The sequence below is a fragment of the Sorangium sp. So ce1153 genome, assembly GCF_051521595.1.
Lineage (GTDB): Bacteria > Myxococcota_A > Polyangia > Polyangiales > Polyangiaceae > Sorangium.
The window spans coordinates 345221-361857 of sequence record NZ_CP150361.1; the positions used below are offsets into that span (position 1 = coordinate 345221).

Annotated in this window: 12 protein-coding genes; 7 read left to right on the forward strand and 5 right to left on the reverse strand. The window is 68.8% G+C overall.

From position 1 onward, the window contains the following. Positions 1-17 precede the first annotated feature (17 nt). Complete coding sequence (locus tag WME85_RS01210; protein WP_437834435.1) at positions 18-5375, forward strand: trifunctional serine/threonine-protein kinase/ATP-binding protein/sensor histidine kinase; 5358 nt, start codon at positions 18-20, stop codon at positions 5373-5375. Between the two features lie 210 nt (positions 5376-5585). Then, entirely contained in the window at positions 5586-7526 is a 1941-nt protein-coding gene (locus WME85_RS01215; RefSeq protein WP_437834438.1) for a protein kinase domain-containing protein, read from the forward strand. Between the two features lie 77 nt (positions 7527-7603). Here WME85_RS01215 and WME85_RS01220 read toward each other — a convergent pair whose 3' ends face one another. Further along, positions 7604-8242, reverse strand: a complete 639-nt coding sequence (locus WME85_RS01220) for a YdeI/OmpD-associated family protein (protein WP_437834441.1) — start codon at positions 8240-8242, stop codon at positions 7604-7606. 156 nt (positions 8243-8398) lie between these two features. Then, on the reverse strand, positions 8399-10810 hold the full coding sequence (locus tag WME85_RS01225; protein WP_437834444.1) for a hypothetical protein: 2412 nt from the start codon (positions 10808-10810) through the stop codon (positions 8399-8401). Between the two features lie 207 nt (positions 10811-11017). Here WME85_RS01225 and WME85_RS01230 point away from each other — a divergent pair, with 207 nt between their 5' ends. Together WME85_RS01230 and WME85_RS01235 are read left to right on the forward strand one after the other, a co-directional pair. Then, a complete protein-coding gene (locus tag WME85_RS01230; protein WP_437834447.1) occupies positions 11018-11212 on the forward strand; it encodes a hypothetical protein in 195 nt (64 codons plus the stop codon). Further along, a complete protein-coding gene (locus WME85_RS01235) occupies positions 11202-11489 on the forward strand; it encodes a hypothetical protein (RefSeq protein ID WP_437834449.1) in 288 nt (95 codons plus the stop codon). Before WME85_RS01230 ends, WME85_RS01235 begins: the two co-directional genes overlap by 11 nt. An 81-nt stretch (positions 11490-11570) precedes the next feature. On the opposite strand, the gene WME85_RS01240 is transcribed toward WME85_RS01235, so the two are convergent. The 3 genes from WME85_RS01240 to WME85_RS01250 all read right to left on the reverse strand — a co-directional run bounded on the left by WME85_RS01240 (position 11571) and on the right by WME85_RS01250 (position 13920). Next, positions 11571-12791, reverse strand: coding sequence for an endo-1,4-beta-xylanase (locus tag WME85_RS01240; protein WP_437834452.1), 1221 nt, complete (start codon positions 12789-12791; stop codon positions 11571-11573). A 173-nt stretch (positions 12792-12964) separates the two neighbouring features. Continuing rightward, positions 12965-13165 carry a DUF6289 family protein gene (locus WME85_RS01245; RefSeq protein ID WP_437834455.1) on the reverse strand — a complete coding sequence of 67 codons (201 nt, stop codon included), beginning with the start codon at positions 13163-13165 and terminating at the stop codon, positions 12965-12967. A 440-nt stretch (positions 13166-13605) separates the two neighbouring features. After that, positions 13606-13920 (reverse strand): alpha/beta fold hydrolase, encoded by a 315-nt coding sequence (locus WME85_RS01250; RefSeq protein ID WP_437834458.1) that lies wholly within the window; start codon positions 13918-13920, stop codon positions 13606-13608. Positions 13921-14354: 434 nt separating this feature from the next. Between WME85_RS01250 and WME85_RS01255 the strand changes: the two genes are divergently transcribed. From WME85_RS01255 to WME85_RS01265, 3 genes are read left to right on the forward strand one after another with little or no spacing between them, the layout of a single operon-like run. Beyond that, positions 14355-15101, forward strand: coding sequence for a hypothetical protein (locus WME85_RS01255; RefSeq protein ID WP_437834461.1), 747 nt, complete (start codon positions 14355-14357; stop codon positions 15099-15101). Between the two features lie 11 nt (positions 15102-15112). Continuing rightward, positions 15113-15916, forward strand: coding sequence for a hypothetical protein (locus tag WME85_RS01260; protein ID WP_437834464.1), 804 nt, complete (start codon positions 15113-15115; stop codon positions 15914-15916). Further along, a complete protein-coding gene (locus WME85_RS01265; protein ID WP_437834467.1) occupies positions 15891-16391 on the forward strand; it encodes a hypothetical protein in 501 nt (166 codons plus the stop codon). Before WME85_RS01260 ends, WME85_RS01265 begins: the two co-directional genes overlap by 26 nt. Positions 16392-16637: the final 246 nt, after the last annotated feature.

Consider the following 16637-nt stretch of genomic DNA (forward strand, 5'->3'; position numbering starts at 1 on the left):
ACAGCGACCAAGGCACCATGCGCGATATTCCTGGGTATCAGACGAAGAGCGTCCTCCACGAAGGAACCCGGCTCGTCACGTACCGGGCCGTCCGGAGGAGCGACGGGGCCCCTGTCCTCCTCAAGATGGCGGCGGCGGAGTATCCCTCGATGGAGGACACCGCCCGGCTCCGGCACGAGCATCGCCTGTGCAGCGGCCTCTCCCTCCCGGGCGTCCTCGCCCCGTACGCGATCGAGAATCACCAGGGCCGCCTGGTGCTCGTGCAGGAGGATTTCGGCGGCCTGCCGCTCTCCGCGTTCGCCCCTGACGCCATCGACATCGACGCGCTCCTCTCCCTGGCAATCCAGCTGGCAGGCACGCTCGGCGAGCTCCACGAGCGGAGGATCGTCCACAAGGACATCCACCCGGGCAGCATCTACTTCGATCCGCCGACCGGCGCCGCGAAGGTGACCAACTTCGGGATCGCCTCGCAGCTCTCGCGCGAGAGTCACTACGCGCTCGGCCCCGCCGCCATCGAGGGGCTGCTCCCCTATGTGTCGCCGGAGCAGACGGGGCGGATGAACCGCGTGATCGACTACCGCACCGATTTCTATTCGCTGGGCGTCTGCCTCTACGAGCGGCTCGTCGGCAGGCTCCCCTTCGCCTCGACCGATCCGATCGAGGTCGTCCATTGCCACATCGCGAAGAAGGCCGACCCGCCACACGCGGTGAGCGCCGCGCCGGCGGGCCTGTCTCGGCTCGTGATGAAGCTCCTCGCCAAGACCGCGGAGGAGCGCTACCAGAGCGGGCGCGGGCTGCGCCGCGACCTCGAGCGCTGCCTCGAGCAGTGGAGGAGCGAGCGCCGGATCGCGCCGTTCGAGCTCGGGCGCGACGACGCGGCGTCGACGCTCCAGCCCCCCCAGAAGCTCTACGGGCGCGAGGCGGAGCGGGAAGCTCTCCTCGCCGCCTTCCAGCGCGCCAGCGAGGGCCGCTCGGAGATGATCCTCGTCGAGGGGTACGCCGGGATCGGCAAGTCCACGCTGGTCCACGAGATCCAGAAACCCGTCGTGCAGCGGCGCGGCTATTTCATCTCCGGAAAGTTCGATCAGCTCGAGCGCGAGTTGCCCTACTCCTCGCTCGTCCAGGCGTTCCAGAGCCTTGCCCGCCAGATCTTGACCGAGGACGAGGCGCGGGTCGCCCGGTGGCGGGGGCGGCTCCGTGAGGCGCTCGGCGGTGTCGCCCAGGTCATCATCGACCTGATCCCCGACGTGGGGCTCGTCATGGGCCCTCAACCGCCGGTGCCCGCGCTCGGGCCCGCGGAGTCGCAGAACCGGCTGAGGCTCGCCTTCCACCAGTTCATCGAGGTCTTCGCGCAGCAGGAGCACCCGCTCGCCGTTTTCCTGGACGACCTCCAATGGGCCGACTCGGCGTCGCTGAACTTGCTCCAGGGTCTCATGCTGGAGCGTGATACCCGGCATATCCTGCTGATCGGCGCTTACCGGGACAACGACGTCGCGGCGGATCATCCCCTGTCGCTGCTCCTGGACAAGCTCCAGAAGGCTGCAAAGCCGTTGACGCGCCTGTCGCTCCGCCCGCTCTCGCCGGCCGAGCTGACCCAGCTCCTCGCCGACACGCTCGCGTGCCCGGAGGCGCGCGTCGCCCCGCTCGCGACGCTCCTCTTCGGCAAGACCGAGGGCAATCCGTTCTTCGTGCGCGAGCTGCTGCAGGAACTCCACAGCGGCGGGCTTCTGGTGTTCGACCCCGACGCCTCGGCAGAGCGGCCCGAGGAGGGCCCGTGGACGTGGCGGCTGGAGGACATCCGCGCAGCGCGCATCGCGGACAACGTCGTCCACCTCATGGTCGGCAAGATCCACAGACTCCCCGCTGAGACCCAGGAGATGTTGAAGCTGGCGGCGTGCCTCGGCGATCGCTTCGACCTCAACCTGGTGGCCCTGGCGGGTGAAAAGACGCCCGGCGAGGCGGCCTCCCTGCTCTGGGAGGCGGTCGGCGAGGGCCTCATCACGCCGGAAGGCAACGCCTACCTGCTGCTCCAGGATGCCGCGCCCGAAGACCCCGCCGCGCTGAAGGACGTGCCGGTGCCCTACGCCTTCGTCCACGACCGGGTGCAGCAGGCCGCCTATTCCCTCCTCGACTCGAGCAAGCGCGAGGAGATCCACGCCCGCGTCGGGCGGCTCCTGCTGCGGCGCTACGACGCCGAGCGCAGGGAGGAGAACCTCTTCGACATCGTCAGCCACCTGAACGCGGGCTCAGCGCGCGTGGTGGACGCCGAGGAGCGGCGCGAGCTCGCGGCGCTGAATCTGCTGGCCGGACGCAAGGCCAAGGCGTCGAGCGCGTACGAAGCGGCGCTGCGGTTTCTGGCCGCGGGGACGGCGCTGCTCGGCGAGGGCGCCTGGGATACCGACTATGATCAGATGTTCGCGCTGGAGCTCCAGCTCGGCGAGTGCGAGTACCTGACGGCGCGCCTCGCGGAGGCGGGAGAGCGCTTCGTCACGCTCCAGCAGCGCGCCCGGACTCGCATGGATCGGGTCACCCTGCACACGACGCACATGACGCTCCTGCTGCACCTCGGGCAGCTCGACAAGGCCATCGACGCCGGGCTCACCGCGCTCCGGCTGCTCGGCCTCGCGCTCCCGGCCGAGCCGAGCGCGGCCCAGGTAGGGCTGGAGCTCGTGAGGGTGCAATGGGGCCTCGTCGGCAAGAGCGTCGAGAGCCTCGCGGCGCTGCCGGATCGCATGACCGCCGAGATCCGGGCGGGGATGCGTCTGCTCATGAACCTCTGGTTTCCCACCTACCTGCGGAAGCGCGAGAAGCTCGTGGCCCTCTTGATGCTCAAGATCGTCCACCTCTCGCTGCTCCACGGTAACACCTCGACCTCGTCCTTCGGCTACGCGTTCTATGGCGTGCTCCAGAGCTCGATGTTCCGAAGGCCGCGCGCCGGCGCCGCGTTCGGGGAGCTCGCCCTGGAGCTCACCCGCCGCTTCGACGACCCTCCGGTGACGAGCAAGACGCTGTTCATCATCGCCTGCTTCCTGATCCATTTCACGACGCACCCGCGGGCGGGCGTCGAGTACTTCGAGCAGGGGCTCAAGTACAGCCTGGAGTCGGGGGATCTGATCCAGGCGGGCTTCTGCGCGAGCTCGCGGCTCCCCCTCGTGGCCCTGCTCGGGACGCCCCTGCCCGAGATGGAGGCGGAGACGCGGCGCTACCTCGACTTCGCGTCGCGCATCGGCGCCCCGCCGGTGATCCGGGTCGGCAAGGCAGTGCAGCGCTGGGCGTCCCTCCTCCGAGATGCCGCGCCGGCCGCCGTGAGCGACGCGGATTTCCTGTGGGACCAGGCGCACGAGATCCCGGGGCCGGACACCTTCCACGTGCTCCATTTGCAGTCCGCCTACCTGCTCGATCGTCCCCAGCTGGCGATCGAGATCGCCGAGAAGATCCAGAAGGAATACCCGCACTGGCTCGAGCCGAGCATGTATGTCACCGCATACCACGCGTTCTTTCATGGTCTGGCGGTGGTGGCGGTCCATCCCACCGCCCCTGAGAGCAAGAAGAAGGGTTACGGCGAGGTCCTGAGGCGGAGCCGGAGCACGCTCCAGCGGTGGGCCGCGAACAGCCCCCAGACGTCGTCATTCAAGCACGCGCTGCTCGAGGCGGAGGCGGCTCGCCTCGAGGGCGACGAGGCGCGCGCCGTGCTGCTCTACGACCAGGCCATCGCGCAGGCGCAGGAGCACGGATTCGTGCAGTACGCCGCGCTGGCCAACGAGTGCGCGGCCCGGTTTTACCGCGCCCGCGGGCAGCTCCGCGTCGCCCAGGGCTACGTGCAGGAGGCTCGCTATCTCTATCTCTCCTGGGGAGCGATGAAGAAGGTCGCGCTCCTGGAAGAACGATACGGCGACCTGCTGACCCGGCAAGCCGCCGGAGGCGGGCTGAAGCCACCCCCCGATTGGCTCGAGATCCCGCATTCTGTGCGCCTGGATCTCACCTCGGTCGTCAAGGCCTCCCAGGTCCTGTCCAGCGCGCTCGTGCTGAGCGATCTGCTCCGGCAGGTCATGCAGATCGTGATCGAAAATGCCGGCGCACAGCGCGGATACCTCATCCTGGCCGACGGCGAGCGGCTCTTCATCGAGGCCGCGGGCGCGACGGACCATGCTCACGTCGTCGTGCTCCAGTCCATGCCGGTCGAGAGCTGTCCGGACATCGCGCAAGCGGTGGTCCACTACGTGTACCGCACCAGGCGGGACGTCGTCCTCGACAACGCGTCGGAGGAGGGCCTGTTCACCCACGATCCCTACGTGCTCCGGCAGCGGTCGAAGTCGATCCTCTGCACCCCGCTGGGCCAGCACGGCCCGCTCGGCCTGCTGTACATCGAGAACAACCTGACGACCGGCGCCTTCACGCCGAAGCGGATCGAGGTGCTGCGGCTGCTCTCGTCGCAGATCGCCATCTCGATCGAGAACGCCCGCCTCTACGCCAACCTGGAGCAGAAGGTCGCGCGGCGGACGGAGGAGCTGCGGCAGAAGAACCTCGACCTGGAAGTTACGCTGAAGCACCTGCGCGCCGCGCAGGCGCAGCTCGTTCATCAGGAGAAGCTCGCCGCGCTCGGGAAGCTCACCGCCGGGATCGCGCACGAGATCAGGAACCCCCTCAACTTCATCAACAACTTCAGCCTGATCGCCAATGATCTGTGCGACGAGCTGATCGACGGCGCCGCCGATCCCGATCTCCGCGTCGCCGCGGTGTGCGATACCCTGAGCGACCTGCGCACGAGCACGCAGAAGATCCACGAGCACGGCAGGCGCGCCGACGGCATCGTGCGTTCGATGCTCCAGCTCTCCCGTGTCCGCACCGGCGAGCGGCAGCTGGTCGAGCTCAATACGCTGATCGAAGAGCATGTCAAGCTCGCGCTCCCCAGCTTCCGCGACAAGGTCGACGAGCCCGAGGTCCAGCTGCTCCGCGATTACGACCCGTCGACCGGGCCGGTCGAGCTGATCGCGCCGGAGATAGGACAGGTCATATTGAACCTGTTGAGCAACGCCCTGTACGCGGTCCGCGAGAAGGGAGCGGCCCAGGGGCGCTCCTATTCGCCCGTCGTGACCGTACGCACGCGCTCCCGGGGCAACCTCGTGGAGATCTGCGTGGAGGACAACGGGCCGGGAATACCGCCCCGCATACGCGACAAGCTCTTCGAGCCGTTCTTCACGACGAAGCCCGCCGGACAGGGGACCGGACTCGGCCTGTCGCTCTCGCACGACATCGTCGTGCAGGGACACCGTGGACAGATGACGGTGGAGAGCGAGGAAGGCCGTTCCACCACATTCTGCGTCTTGCTCCCGCGCGCCAGCGCGCATGGCGAAGCGGCTCGCCAGCCTCGCTAGCGCCGATTCAATCACGCTGGAACACGAGGACACGTGGATAGGTCTCGCGAGCTCGGTGACAGGCCATCGACACAGGGTTTTTCCTGCGTGGGCACACCGCGTGATGCTTACATCGGGTTACATCGAGCTGCTCTGGGTCGCCTATTGCCCGGCCGAGGCCGGCGTTATGCCAGTTGACGCTCCATGAACGCGGGCCTAGGCAATGCTCGTGTGACGGAGCGAACGATCGGCGGGAGATACGCGCTGCGGCGCGAAATCGGCCGCGGTGGCATGGGGGTCATCTGGGAGGCCTTCGATCAGCTGCTTCGCCGACCGGTGGCGATCAAGCTGATGATGCCCGAGAACGTCGTCTCCCTCGAGGCGCGACGTGGCTTCGAGCAGGAGGCGATGACGGTCGCCCGGCTCCGGAACGAGCACATCGTCCAGGTCTACGATTACGGTATCGACGAGGGATCGCCGTACATCGTCATGGAATTGCTCGAGGGGGAGGATCTCGAGAGCAGGCTTGAGCGCGTGCGTCGGCTTCCGGCGGCGGCCGTGCTGTCCTTGCTCGGGCAGATCAGCGCGGGCCTCGAGGCCGCGAGCCTGGCAGGGATTGTCCACTGCGATCTCAAGCCGGAGAACATCTTCCTCGCCCGGGGCGCGTCCGGCGAGACGGCGAAGATCCTCGATTTCGGCGTGGGATGGCGCCTGTTCGAGGAGCACGACTGGCCGCGCGCGCGCCTCGGTACCCCGGCGTACATGAGCCCGGAGCAGATCCGCGGCGCGGTCCCCCACCCGCTGACCGACCTCTGGTCGCTCGGCGTCATCATTTACCGCGCGCTCACCGGTCGGTGCCCTTTTGTTCACGAGAGACTGCCAGGGCTCTTCATCAGTATCTGCACGGACCCGTTCCCACCCCCGTCGTCTCTCGACGCCGCCCTGCTCCCCGGCTTCGACCGGTTCTTTGAGCGCGCCCTGGCGAAGGACCGGACGCGGAGGTTCCAGTCGTCTCGCGAGCTCTGCGCGGCGTTCGCCACGGCATGCGGCCCGGGCAGCAAGCCCGCCAAGATCCTCGTCGTCGATGACGAGCCCGACATCCAGCTCCTCCTGGACCTGCATTTCCGGCGAAGCCAGAGCGGCGCCGCCTACGAGCTCGTCTTTGCCGAGAACGGCCAGGTCGCGCTCGACGAGCTCCGGCGGCACCCGGACATCGACGTCGTCGTCACGGACCTCAACATGCCGGTCATGGACGGGCTCACCCTGCTCGAGCACATCCCCGAGGTGAACCCGCTCGCGAAGACGATCATCGTGTCCGCGTACGGAGATATGACGAGTATCCGTCGCGCCATGAACCGGGGCGCGTTCGATTTTCTCTGCAAGCCGATCGACTTCGATGACCTGGAGACCACCCTCGAGAAGACCCTCCGCTCCGTGGAGCAGCAGCGGCAGAAGGCCCAGGCGAACCAGGAAAACGACGTCCTGCGCAAGTTCACGAACGCGGCCCTGGTCGAGCGGCTCCGGGCGCTCGGGCCCGCTGGCGCGGCCGCGAGCGAGGCGCTGGACGCGACCGTTGTATTCATCGATGTCTTCCGGTTCACCCAGATCGTGAAGGAGAGGCCGTCCGCCGAGGCTACGCGGCTGCTCAACGCCAATTTCGAGGTGATCGTCCCGGAGCTCCTGGCGCAGGGCGGCGTCGTGGACAAGTTCGTCGGCGACGCCGCGATGGCCGTGTTCCACGGGCCGGAGCACCTCGAGCGGGCGCTCAGGGCATGTGTGGCCGTGCGCGAGCAGATGGAAACGATGGCTCGGCGCACGGGCAAGGACTCGCCTTACGCTCACGGCGTGTGCACGGGAGTCTCGACGGGGAGCGTCCTCGCGACGGAGGTCGGCTCGCACGCGTGCGCGCGGCTCGGCTACACGGTGCTTGGCGAGGCCGTGAACGCCGCGTCGCACCTCGCGCGTGCGGCGCTTCCCGGAGAGATCCTCGTCGATGACGCGGTATGCCGGGCCGCCCGGAAGGGCTTCACGTTCGAGGACGCCGGCGCGCGGAGCATCTGGCCCAGGGCGGAGTCGACGACGGTTTACCGAGTGGCGGGGCTGGAGGCGGCGCGGCCCCTGCTCGGCGACGATCCGACGGTCCAGTATACCGCAGGGCCCACGCAGGCGTAGGCCCGCGCTCCGGCCAGCCGCTGAGCCTCGAGGCACAGCTCACCGCGCCGCGCGCGGCCTGCTCGGGTGAGCGCGACTCACTTCGCAGCGGGCCGGGTCGCCTTCGGCTGCCTGGGCCGCTCCGGCACGATGGTCTCACCGCGCGCCAGCATCGCCACGAGGTCAGCGACCTTCTTCGTGCGGCCGGCGGGCGTCTTCATGTTGTTCGTGCGGAACGCCAGCGCGAACAGGTTCTGGCGACCCAGCGTCTTGAACGTCTCACGCGCGCGTGGGTCCGCCTCGATCGCGGCGCGGAGGTCGTCGGGGATGGTGGCCACGGTTGCGCTGCCGATCGGCGCGTACGCCGCGTCCCAGCGGCCATCGGCCCTTGCCGCGTCCACGTGCCGCTGTCCGTGGGGCGTCATCCGCCCCGCGGCGGTCAGGCGGGCGATGTGGTCGCGGTTGACCTGACTCCAGACGCTCTTCGCCCTGCGCGGCGTGAACCGCTGCAAGAACGAGGCTTCATCGAGAGATTTTTTGATCCCGTCGATCCATCCCCAGCAGAGCGCCACGTCGAGCGCTTGCGCGTAGGTCACCGTCGGCACGCCGGAGTCCTTCTTGTAGATCCTCAGCCACAGCTCCGTCTCCGCCGCGTGGTTCGCGGTCAGCCACTTCTCGAAAGCGGCCTCGGTAGGGAAGCTCTTGATCTTCTTCTTGTCGGGGATGATCGGCGCCATGGGGGTGTGCCTCGCAGCGCGTCCATCCTACGGAGAACGCGTCGAGACGGAAAGCCGCCCGACCCGGGCGCGCGGTGACCGGCCAGGGTCGAGGCGGCGCGGCGGCGCGGCGCGCCCGGCTCCCGATCGAGCCGGCGCTGCACGGCGGGCGCGCGATCAGCGCTCGCGCTTGACGCGCATGCCCCCGCCGAAGCTGACCGTCCACACCTCGTCGAGGTCGTACGGGTTCCAGAACACCCGCACCGGCTGCTGGAACGGGTAACCGTCGTCGCGGAAGAACGTCGGCGCGTCGTCGTTGAGGTTCCTGGTGATCCAGAGCCCGTCCCGCTCGGTCGTCATGTACATGCGGTCCGGGTCGCGCGGGTCGATCGCGCACGACTCGACGCGGACCTTGTGGCTGATGCGCTGCCAGGTCAGGCCGCGGTCCCGGGTGCGGTAAAGCCCGCCGAAGAAGCGATCGTCGTGGCTGAACACCGTCACGTACCACGTGCTCTCGGTGCCGTCGTTGCGATCGATAACGACGTCCTTCGTCCAGTAGTGCATCTCCGGCGAGGAGCGGTCCTCCCACGCCGACGCGCCGGGCGGCAGGAGGAACACGCCCGCTCGATCGGTGAACGTCCGGGTGTTGCCCGGCTGGTGGCCGGAGTAGGTCGCGACGATGCTCCCGTCCTTCAGCACGTGGACGTTGAACGCGTGGCCCTGCGTCCGCGGCGGGGCGGGGAGCGGCTCGGGCGCCGCGCCGGGCGCGCTCAGATCGAGGTGGACGATGCCGCCCGTCGTGCTGTTCACCGTGCTCGCATAGAGCTGATCCGGATCGTTCGGATCGAGCGCCACCCAGATGACAGGGCGGCCCAGATCGGCGACGAGCGACCACGTGGCGCCCTCGTCCTCGGAGATCATGATCCCCCCTCTGGCCGGGCGGTTCGGCGTGCCGTCGATGCGGGCGTCGCGCATCCAGGGGCTCTGGTAGATGTCGTGGACGCTGCCGGTGCCCGCGTAGAGCGCCCTCGTGATCGGGTGCTGGACGGCGTGGTAGGTGGTGTTCAGGGTCAGCCCGTTCGCGCCGTCGCGAGCCCAGGACTTGCCGCCATCCTCGCTGTAGGCGCTCCGGATGTCCGTGAGCGACGCGAAGATGGTGTCTTTATCGGGGAAGGTCAGCCACCAGCCCGACGTCTGCTCGACGCCGATCGTGCGGTAGAAGCGGGACTTCGGGGTATCCGTGCCGATCGGGTTCTCGTCCGCCGGCTTCACGTACGCCTGCTGGAAGCTCCTGCCCCCGTCGTCGCTGACGTGGACGAACCCGAGATCGGTGATGGCTACCCGGCGAGGGTCCGTCGGCGAGACCGAGAGGCCGAGCGCGTACTCGCCGAAATCCCAGCCCATGTCGCCTCCGGACCCGCTCCAGCCGGTGGCGATGTTGGCGTTGTGATCGGTCAGGAACACGTGCTTCCAGCTCGCCCCGCCGTCGACCGTCTTCAGGACGACGGGCGCGAGCGTCCCGCGGTCGCCGCCGGCGACGTACGCGACGTCGGGATCGTCCGCGGACGTGGCGACGAACGCGAGCTTGTCGCTCGGGCCGAGCCCGTTCGTCGCGGGGACCCAGCGCCTGTCGCGGGGCCTGAGCCGGTAGAGGCCGGCGTAGGCGTCGAGCTCCCCGCCGGTCGTGTTCGCCGTGACGAGGGGGGTGCCGTTGCTGTCCGCGGCGGAGAAGGTGACAGCGAAGAGGCGGGTCCGCCTGCCGTGCCCGGCTCCCGTGAACGAGACGATCTTCTCGCCCTGCGGGATGCCGGCGATCGATGTGTCGAGCGCGAACCGAGCGCCGCCGTCGTGCGAGACGAGCACCCCGTCGCTCGTGCCGGCGTAGATGTCGTCGCCGTCCCAGTGCACGCCGCCGACGAGGAGGCCGCCAGGCCAGCTCGTCGTGTGGACCAGGCGGAAGCTCCTGCCGCCGTTGCGTGATGCGTAGAGCTGGTTCGTGTCCGAGAAGAGCAGCCGCTCGGTGTCGCAGGGATCCACGAACAGGTAGTGGCCGTCTCCTGGCGCCCCCGGGGTGGTGACGGGCGCGTCCCACGTGGCTCCCCCGTCGGTGCTCTTGGCCAGCGTGGCCGTGTCGAACGTGACGTTCTCGGGACCTCTGTAGCTCACGGCGTACAGGACGTCCGGATCGGCCGTGAACCGGAACTGCGAGCGGACGCCGCCCTGGATGTCGCGGAAGTCGAGGCTCGTCCAGCTCCTGCCGAAATCCCTCGTGCGGTAGACGCCCCGCATGTCGCTGGCCATGAAGATCTCGCGGCCGTGGTGGGGATTGATCGACGGCGAGAAGAGGGCTCCTCCGCCGCCCACGCCGCGTGATTGCCACCTGCCGCGCGCGGCGCCGCTCCCGTGACCGCGGCGCTCCTCCGTCCAGTCCTCGCGGAGCGCCGACGAGGCGAGGCGCGCGCTCCCCACGGCCGCCGGCTCGCCGGTCGCCGCCTCCTCGGCGCACCCTCCTGCGAGCAGCCCCGCGCCGAGGGCCAGCAAGGCCGTCACCCTTCTCATGCACGCACCGCCGCCAGGCTCGACTCTCATGCTCTCTCCTTCCACGCGGACATCCCGAGGTTCACCAGACCCGGGGCAGGAGGCCTGGCGCATGGGCTCCTTGCGCTTGCGATGCGACGATGAGCGCAGGACGCGATGAAGGCGAGCACATCACAGGATCTCCATGGAGGAAATCCCATCCGCTGACGTGATCGTGCGCGTTGTGCGCGCTGCCACCGGCGATGCATGTGTACAGCCGTGTTGGCAGGAATTCTACACATACGCAGCAATCATGCCTGGGGGCGCGTGCGCCGTGACGAGGCCGAGCGACTCCTCGCGCAGGAGCAAGACCACGCGCTCAGGCGGGACCTGCTGGAGGAGATCACCGGAATTTTCGCGTCCGACGGCGCTCTGGTGACGCTCTTCTACGCCGAGACGCATCATGGCGAGTGACGTCACGCTGTGCATCTTCGATCCGCGGCTCGGCACGATGGTGTGCCGCCGTTGGCTCGGCATGGGTGGGGCACTCGACCGAGCCCGCCACATCCTCGGCCGCGCGCCCTATCGCAGCCGGGTCGGCATGGACTGCTGGACGGACCTGACGGCCTCCGAGGCCTCGTCGATCGCCGAGGCGAGCTACGCCGGCGGGGCAGGCCCTGCTGAGATCGATGACTACGCAAAGGCCTTCCCGCCTCCCGCGTTCTGGTGGCTCCTTGTCCGCGATTACTAGCTAGCCAGCTCGCCGATGTGAGGGTGCGACCGAAGCCACGGGCAGCTGACGCGCGAGGAGACGCTCCCCGCGCGAGAGGGCTCACTCGCCGCGACCGAGGAAGTCCATCAGCCAGGCCATGGCCGGCCGCATGGTGCCGTCCGGGTGCAGGAGGCCCGTGTTCTCCAGCCATGTCGAGCCGACGACGTAACCCCACAGGGTGATGCCTTTGACGGCGTCATGGTTGTAGAACATCGTGAACTGCTCCTCCATCACCCTGCGCTGCTCTTCGTCGTCCGCGAGCGCGATGTCGTACTCGGTGATGTAGACGGGCAGGCCGGTCTCGGCGAGCCTGTCGATGTAGCCCTTCACGACGCTCGTATCGATCCTGTACGCGTAGTGGGCCTCCGCGCCGAGGGCGTCGATCGGGGCGCCCGCGTCCAGCAGCGTCTTCACCAGCTCGACGAAGCGGTTGTGCTCGCCCTCGTACTCGATGTTGCTGTAGTCGTTGAGGATCAACGTCGCGTCCGGGCAGAACTCGCGCGCCCACGTGAAGGAGTTCACGATCCAGTCATGGCCGCTCTCGCCGTCGCCCCCGATCGCGTGCTTGAAGGTAGGCGTTGTGTGGGGCGGCGGCTCGTTCACGACGATGATGTTCCTCGTGTCCGGATACCGCGCGCAGAACGCCTGCATCCAGTCCCTCAGGGCCTGCCGCTGCTCCTCCGCGGGAAGGTTCACGAGCCAGGCCGGCTGCGGGGTACCCCACACGAAGGCGTACTGCGTGAAGGGGATGTCGTTCTCCTGGGCGTACTCGTAGATCGCGTCGAGCCGGCTCCAGTCTCGAACGCCGCGGGACGTCTCGATGGAGCTCCACCTGCCCTCGATCTCGGGCGTGATCTGGTCCCAGTACCGGTTGAAGCCGTCGCGCACGGCGCCGTTCGTCGTGATGTTGCCGACGAACTTGCCGGTGCCCGCGCTGCTCGAGCCGCCCGCCCCTCCGCCTGAGCCGCCAGCCCCGGAACTGCTCGTCCCGGAACCCCCGGAGCCACCGCCGCCCGGGCCGCTGCCGCCCGAGCCGCCGCCGCCGTCGCTGCCCGCACCAGCGCCACCCGCGCCCGTGCTGCCCGCGCCAGCTCCGCCGGAGCCGGTGGTACCGGCGCTGCCGCCATGACCACCCGCTCCCGTCGAGGCGCTCGCGCTCGACGTGCCGCCCTGGCCAGCGGCAGCCCCGTCCACCGTGTCAGAGCAGCCGGAGAGGGCCGCGATTCCGAGCGCGATCAAGGTCGTACCGCGAAACCAGCGAGAGGAAAGGTTCTTGTTCATGCCGTACACTCGCAAGCTGGAGGCTCATGGCCGATAGCTCCTGGACCGGGAAATCCGTTGGGGAGCAGCGCGAGCTCCAGGGTACGCGCCTGGCGAACCGCGCGCCAGGCAGCTCGGCCACTGTGCTCGCTCGCGAGCGAGTCGCGCGTCACGCGCGCGTCGGCGCGCTTCCCTCAGGGAGGAGGCGGGGTGCAGGTGAAGCACGCGCCGCACTCGTGGTACGGCGTCTTGGTGCCCCACGCGATCCGGTTGTTACAGCAGTCGCGGCCGTACTGGCCGACGACCGTCGTGTGGCTGTCGTCGCTGAAGTAGGTGCAGTTTGCCCCGGGCGCCGCCTCGCTCGAGGGGGCCAGCAGGGCAGTGGTTCCCGCCATCGCCGCGCCTGCAGTCAGGGCAGCGAAGAAGAACCGCAAACGGGTAGCAGGGCCAAGCCGACGCATGGACGCTCCTTTGCCATGGATATTGCCATGGACATTGTGATGGAGGCCTGTTCCGGCCCCCCGGGTCTATGGGAGATACTCTAGACCGATTGTGCGGCTCGGGCAAGCGCTCTGGCCGGAGTGCCGTATGCGGACATCCGCAGATGGCTTCGCGCGACGGCGTGAGAACCACGGATGAGAGCGGCGGAGGGTGAAGCAGCGCGCGAGCTTTGGCGTGGCGGCGAACGCCGTGCGCTGCGCGGGAGTCCTCGGCTTCGGCTTCGGGGGAAATGTCCGCAGCCACGGCAGCGCGGCCCCTCGAGGACATGGCTCTGCCTGGTTGTCCGGCGCCCTTCACGCTACCTCACTCAACATTGCAATTCTTCATGATGCCGTCACCCGAGGAACTCGAGCAGGCTGCGCATGAACAGCTCCGGTTGGTCCTGGAACGTGACGTGTACGGCGTCCGGGATGGTCAGCAACCGCGAATCCGGGGTGCGTCTCGCCAGCCTGAGGACAGCGTCGCTTGACGTGAGGTGATCGTCCTCTCCTCTGGCGACGAGCGCCTTGCACGAGATCTTCTCGACCGCGCCGCCCGGGTATCCAGAGGGGCCCGGGTCGAGCCACATCTCCCGCTCGCTCTGCTGGAGCGCGGCGGCGCAATCGCGGCCTGCTCCCGATCTCCTGGACGACCTGGGAGGCCTCGTCACGCGCGGTGTCCTGGAGGGGCGAGCCTCCACATGGAGGCTGCGACCTCCAGGCCACGACCTCCTGACCGGCGCCCTCTCATTCCAGCCGACGTCCGGGCATGCTCGATGGCGGCGCTCGCTCCGCGAGCGATCCCCTATCCTTGCAGGACATGCCGTCCTGACCGCGGCCCCCAGCGCCGCCCGGCCCGGCTTACCCGCCGTGCTCGCAGGGCGCGGCCCGAGGGTTGCTAGCTGTGGCGACGCGGGCAGGCGCGGTCGGTCGATCGGTTGTCGACGACGTCGAGGGTTGGGAAGAGCGCCTGCCCAGCATCACTTCTCACTCGCGCGAAACCAGCGCGCAGGACCGCCGGCGCGGAGGCGCCGCGGTCGCGCGTGCCGTCGAGGGGGCGACGATCGCCCTCGCACGAACCGAAGAACCGAACCCGAGGTGAAGCATGTCGTCGGTCTCGATCCGAAAATCAATCCTATTCGTCTGCATTGCCCTGTCCGCGGGCTGCGCCGCGCCCGCCGAGAAGGAAGCGCCTGAGGACACGGCGGTCGATTCGCAAGCGCTCGAATGCAGCAGGGAGTGCATCCTGGCGATGGTGAACAGGCAGCTCTCGCTCATGGGGGAGTTCGGAAATGAAGACGAATTCGAGCGTGCGCTCCGGGAGCTCATGGCGATCGGCCCGGCGGTCGTCCCCGTGGTCGTGGACGTCTACAAGGAGTGGTCGGTGTCGGCTCCGCCGGACCGCGCCGAATCGGCGAGGCCTGGCGAGATGCGCTGGCGGGCGGCTCACCTCCTGGGCCTCCTCGGCTTCCGCGAGGCCATCGACCCGCTGAACGCGATCGCCACGATCCCGCTCCCCGACCCGCTCAAGGATGAGCACCTCTTCGCGGACGAGTACCGCGTCTGCCTGCGCGCGATCGCCGGGCTCGAGCGGCTCCACGCCGCGGCCGAGCTTCGCGCCATCCACGCCGCCGGCGGCCTCCTGCGCAACCCGGCGGCAGCGAGCCTCTACGCGCTCGGGATCGACGTCGGGGGCATCCGGCTGATCGACGCGCGGAGGGCGCTCGCGGAGGACGTCGCCGACACCAAAGATTACAACCCGAACGCCGGCCGAGAGGCGCAGCCGGAGAAGCCCGGGTCCCGGGAGTTCAGGGTGACGCCTCGGACCGACACGCCGGCCACCACGCGATGAGGAGATGGACCATGAAGATCACGACCAGCGCCGTTCTTGCGTCTTGCTTGCTCCTCGGCCTCGCCTCGGAGGCCCGCGCGGACACCTGCGATACCGTCAGGGGGACCGACCCCGGGGTGATGCAGAGCTTCTGGTGCACGCAGCCGTGGATCGACTTCTACTGGGATGCGTACGACTTCGACAAGGGGGACTGGGACGACGGCTTCGGCTGGGAAGCCGCGTGCGACCGGAGGAGGCCGCTGGCGCGCACGTTCCAGGCGATCCAGCTCGTCAACTACGCGTCGCCGAACGAGGCGCTCCAGACGAACGATTTCAGCGGTAACATCCTGCGCTGGGGCGGCAACTACACCATTCGTGAGTTCGATGAGCTGAACGGGCGGTGCGGGGACGGGACGGCGCGAGCGTCCACGACCTGGGGAGTGTTCATCGACAACTACACGAACCTGTATATCCCCTTCTTCTACAACGAGAACGTCGTGGAGCGCGCCGGGACCCTGCTCCACGAGGCGCGCCACGCGGACTGGTGCGGCCACAGCGGCAACGATGGCAGCAACAAGTGCCCTGCGAAGAGCGAGTCGTGCGACGAGAGGTACACGGACGGGTGCTCGGGGGTCGGGTCGCCCAGCGGGAAAGGCGCGAACGGCTACCAGGTCCTCTGGCTGTGGTGGTACGCCTACGAGGCCGACGCGCAGCACAGCTCGTCGACGATGAAGGCCTTCGCGAGGGACGAAGCGAACCGGATCTTGAACACGATGTTCGACGTCGACCCCTGCTTCAACATCACGAGCAATGGCAGCAAGATCACCACGTGCTAGGCGCGCGGCGCTCGTCGGCCTCGCGTGGGGCTCGCTGTGGGTCGCAGGGTGCGCGGGTCACCCCGGCTCCGATATCCCGCCGGCGCCCTGGGCGCAGCTCGAGGCGAACCGCGGCGGGGGCGAGGAGACCGTCCTCTGGATCGAGCTGAGCGGCACGTACGAGGGGCACGACGGGCGGACGCCGCTCCGCGGCCAGCTCAGCGCCGAGCAGCTCTCGCGCCTTCGTGAGCTGTTCCGGGACGAGCGCATCGCGATCTACCGGAGCGACGCGCTGCCCACCGACGGGAGCGCCGACCTCGCGGGCACGGCCGAGCGGCCCGTCTTCCGCGTCGTGGTTCGCGAGGAGAGCGACCGGATCCGGCCAGGATCGGAGAAGCTCCAGGCGTACTTCGCCGAGGGGACGCAGCACCCCGAGACGAGCGAGATGCTGCTGGCGGTCAAGGAGATCATTGCCGGGGCGACGCAGGCCCGTTAGCGATCCGGACCGAGCCGCCCGGCGCACGACCCTGGAGGCGCCGGAGCACCCGCAGGTCGCCCGCCGGCTTCACCGAGCTCGGTGAGGGCGCCTGAGCCTGCCACGCCGCCTCGCGGCTCAGGCACGGCGATCCACGCTGCGCACGCAGCCCCGCCGAATCAGGCCAGCTCTGCGGTTTGCATTCCTGGAAATTGGCTTACCGCCGATGCCCGTTGTCGACAAGCGCGCGGGAAGCCATCCTTCAGG

Excerpts from the sequence above, each read along its gene's own strand:
- WME85_RS01225 (WP_437834444.1), bottom strand. The coding sequence starts at position 10,810 with ATGAGAGTCGAGCCTGGCGGCGGTGCGTGCATGAGAAGGGTGACGGCC.
- WME85_RS01255 (WP_437834461.1), top strand. The coding sequence starts at position 14,355 with ATGTCGTCGGTCTCGATCCGAAAATCAATCCTATTCGTCTGCATTGCC.
- WME85_RS01245 (WP_437834455.1), bottom strand. The coding sequence starts at position 13,165 with ATGGCGGGAACCACTGCCCTGCTGGCCCCCTCGAGCGAGGCGGCGCCC.
- WME85_RS01210 (WP_437834435.1), top strand. The coding sequence starts at position 18 with ATGCGCGATATTCCTGGGTATCAGACGAAGAGCGTCCTCCACGAAGGA.
- WME85_RS01235 (WP_437834449.1), top strand. The coding sequence starts at position 11,202 with ATGGCGAGTGACGTCACGCTGTGCATCTTCGATCCGCGGCTCGGCACG.
- WME85_RS01220 (WP_437834441.1), bottom strand. The coding sequence starts at position 8,242 with ATGGCGCCGATCATCCCCGACAAGAAGAAGATCAAGAGCTTCCCTACC.
- WME85_RS01240 (WP_437834452.1), bottom strand. The coding sequence starts at position 12,791 with ATGAACAAGAACCTTTCCTCTCGCTGGTTTCGCGGTACGACCTTGATC.
- WME85_RS01260 (WP_437834464.1), top strand. The coding sequence starts at position 15,113 with ATGAAGATCACGACCAGCGCCGTTCTTGCGTCTTGCTTGCTCCTCGGC.
- WME85_RS01265 (WP_437834467.1), top strand. The coding sequence starts at position 15,891 with ATGGCAGCAAGATCACCACGTGCTAGGCGCGCGGCGCTCGTCGGCCTC.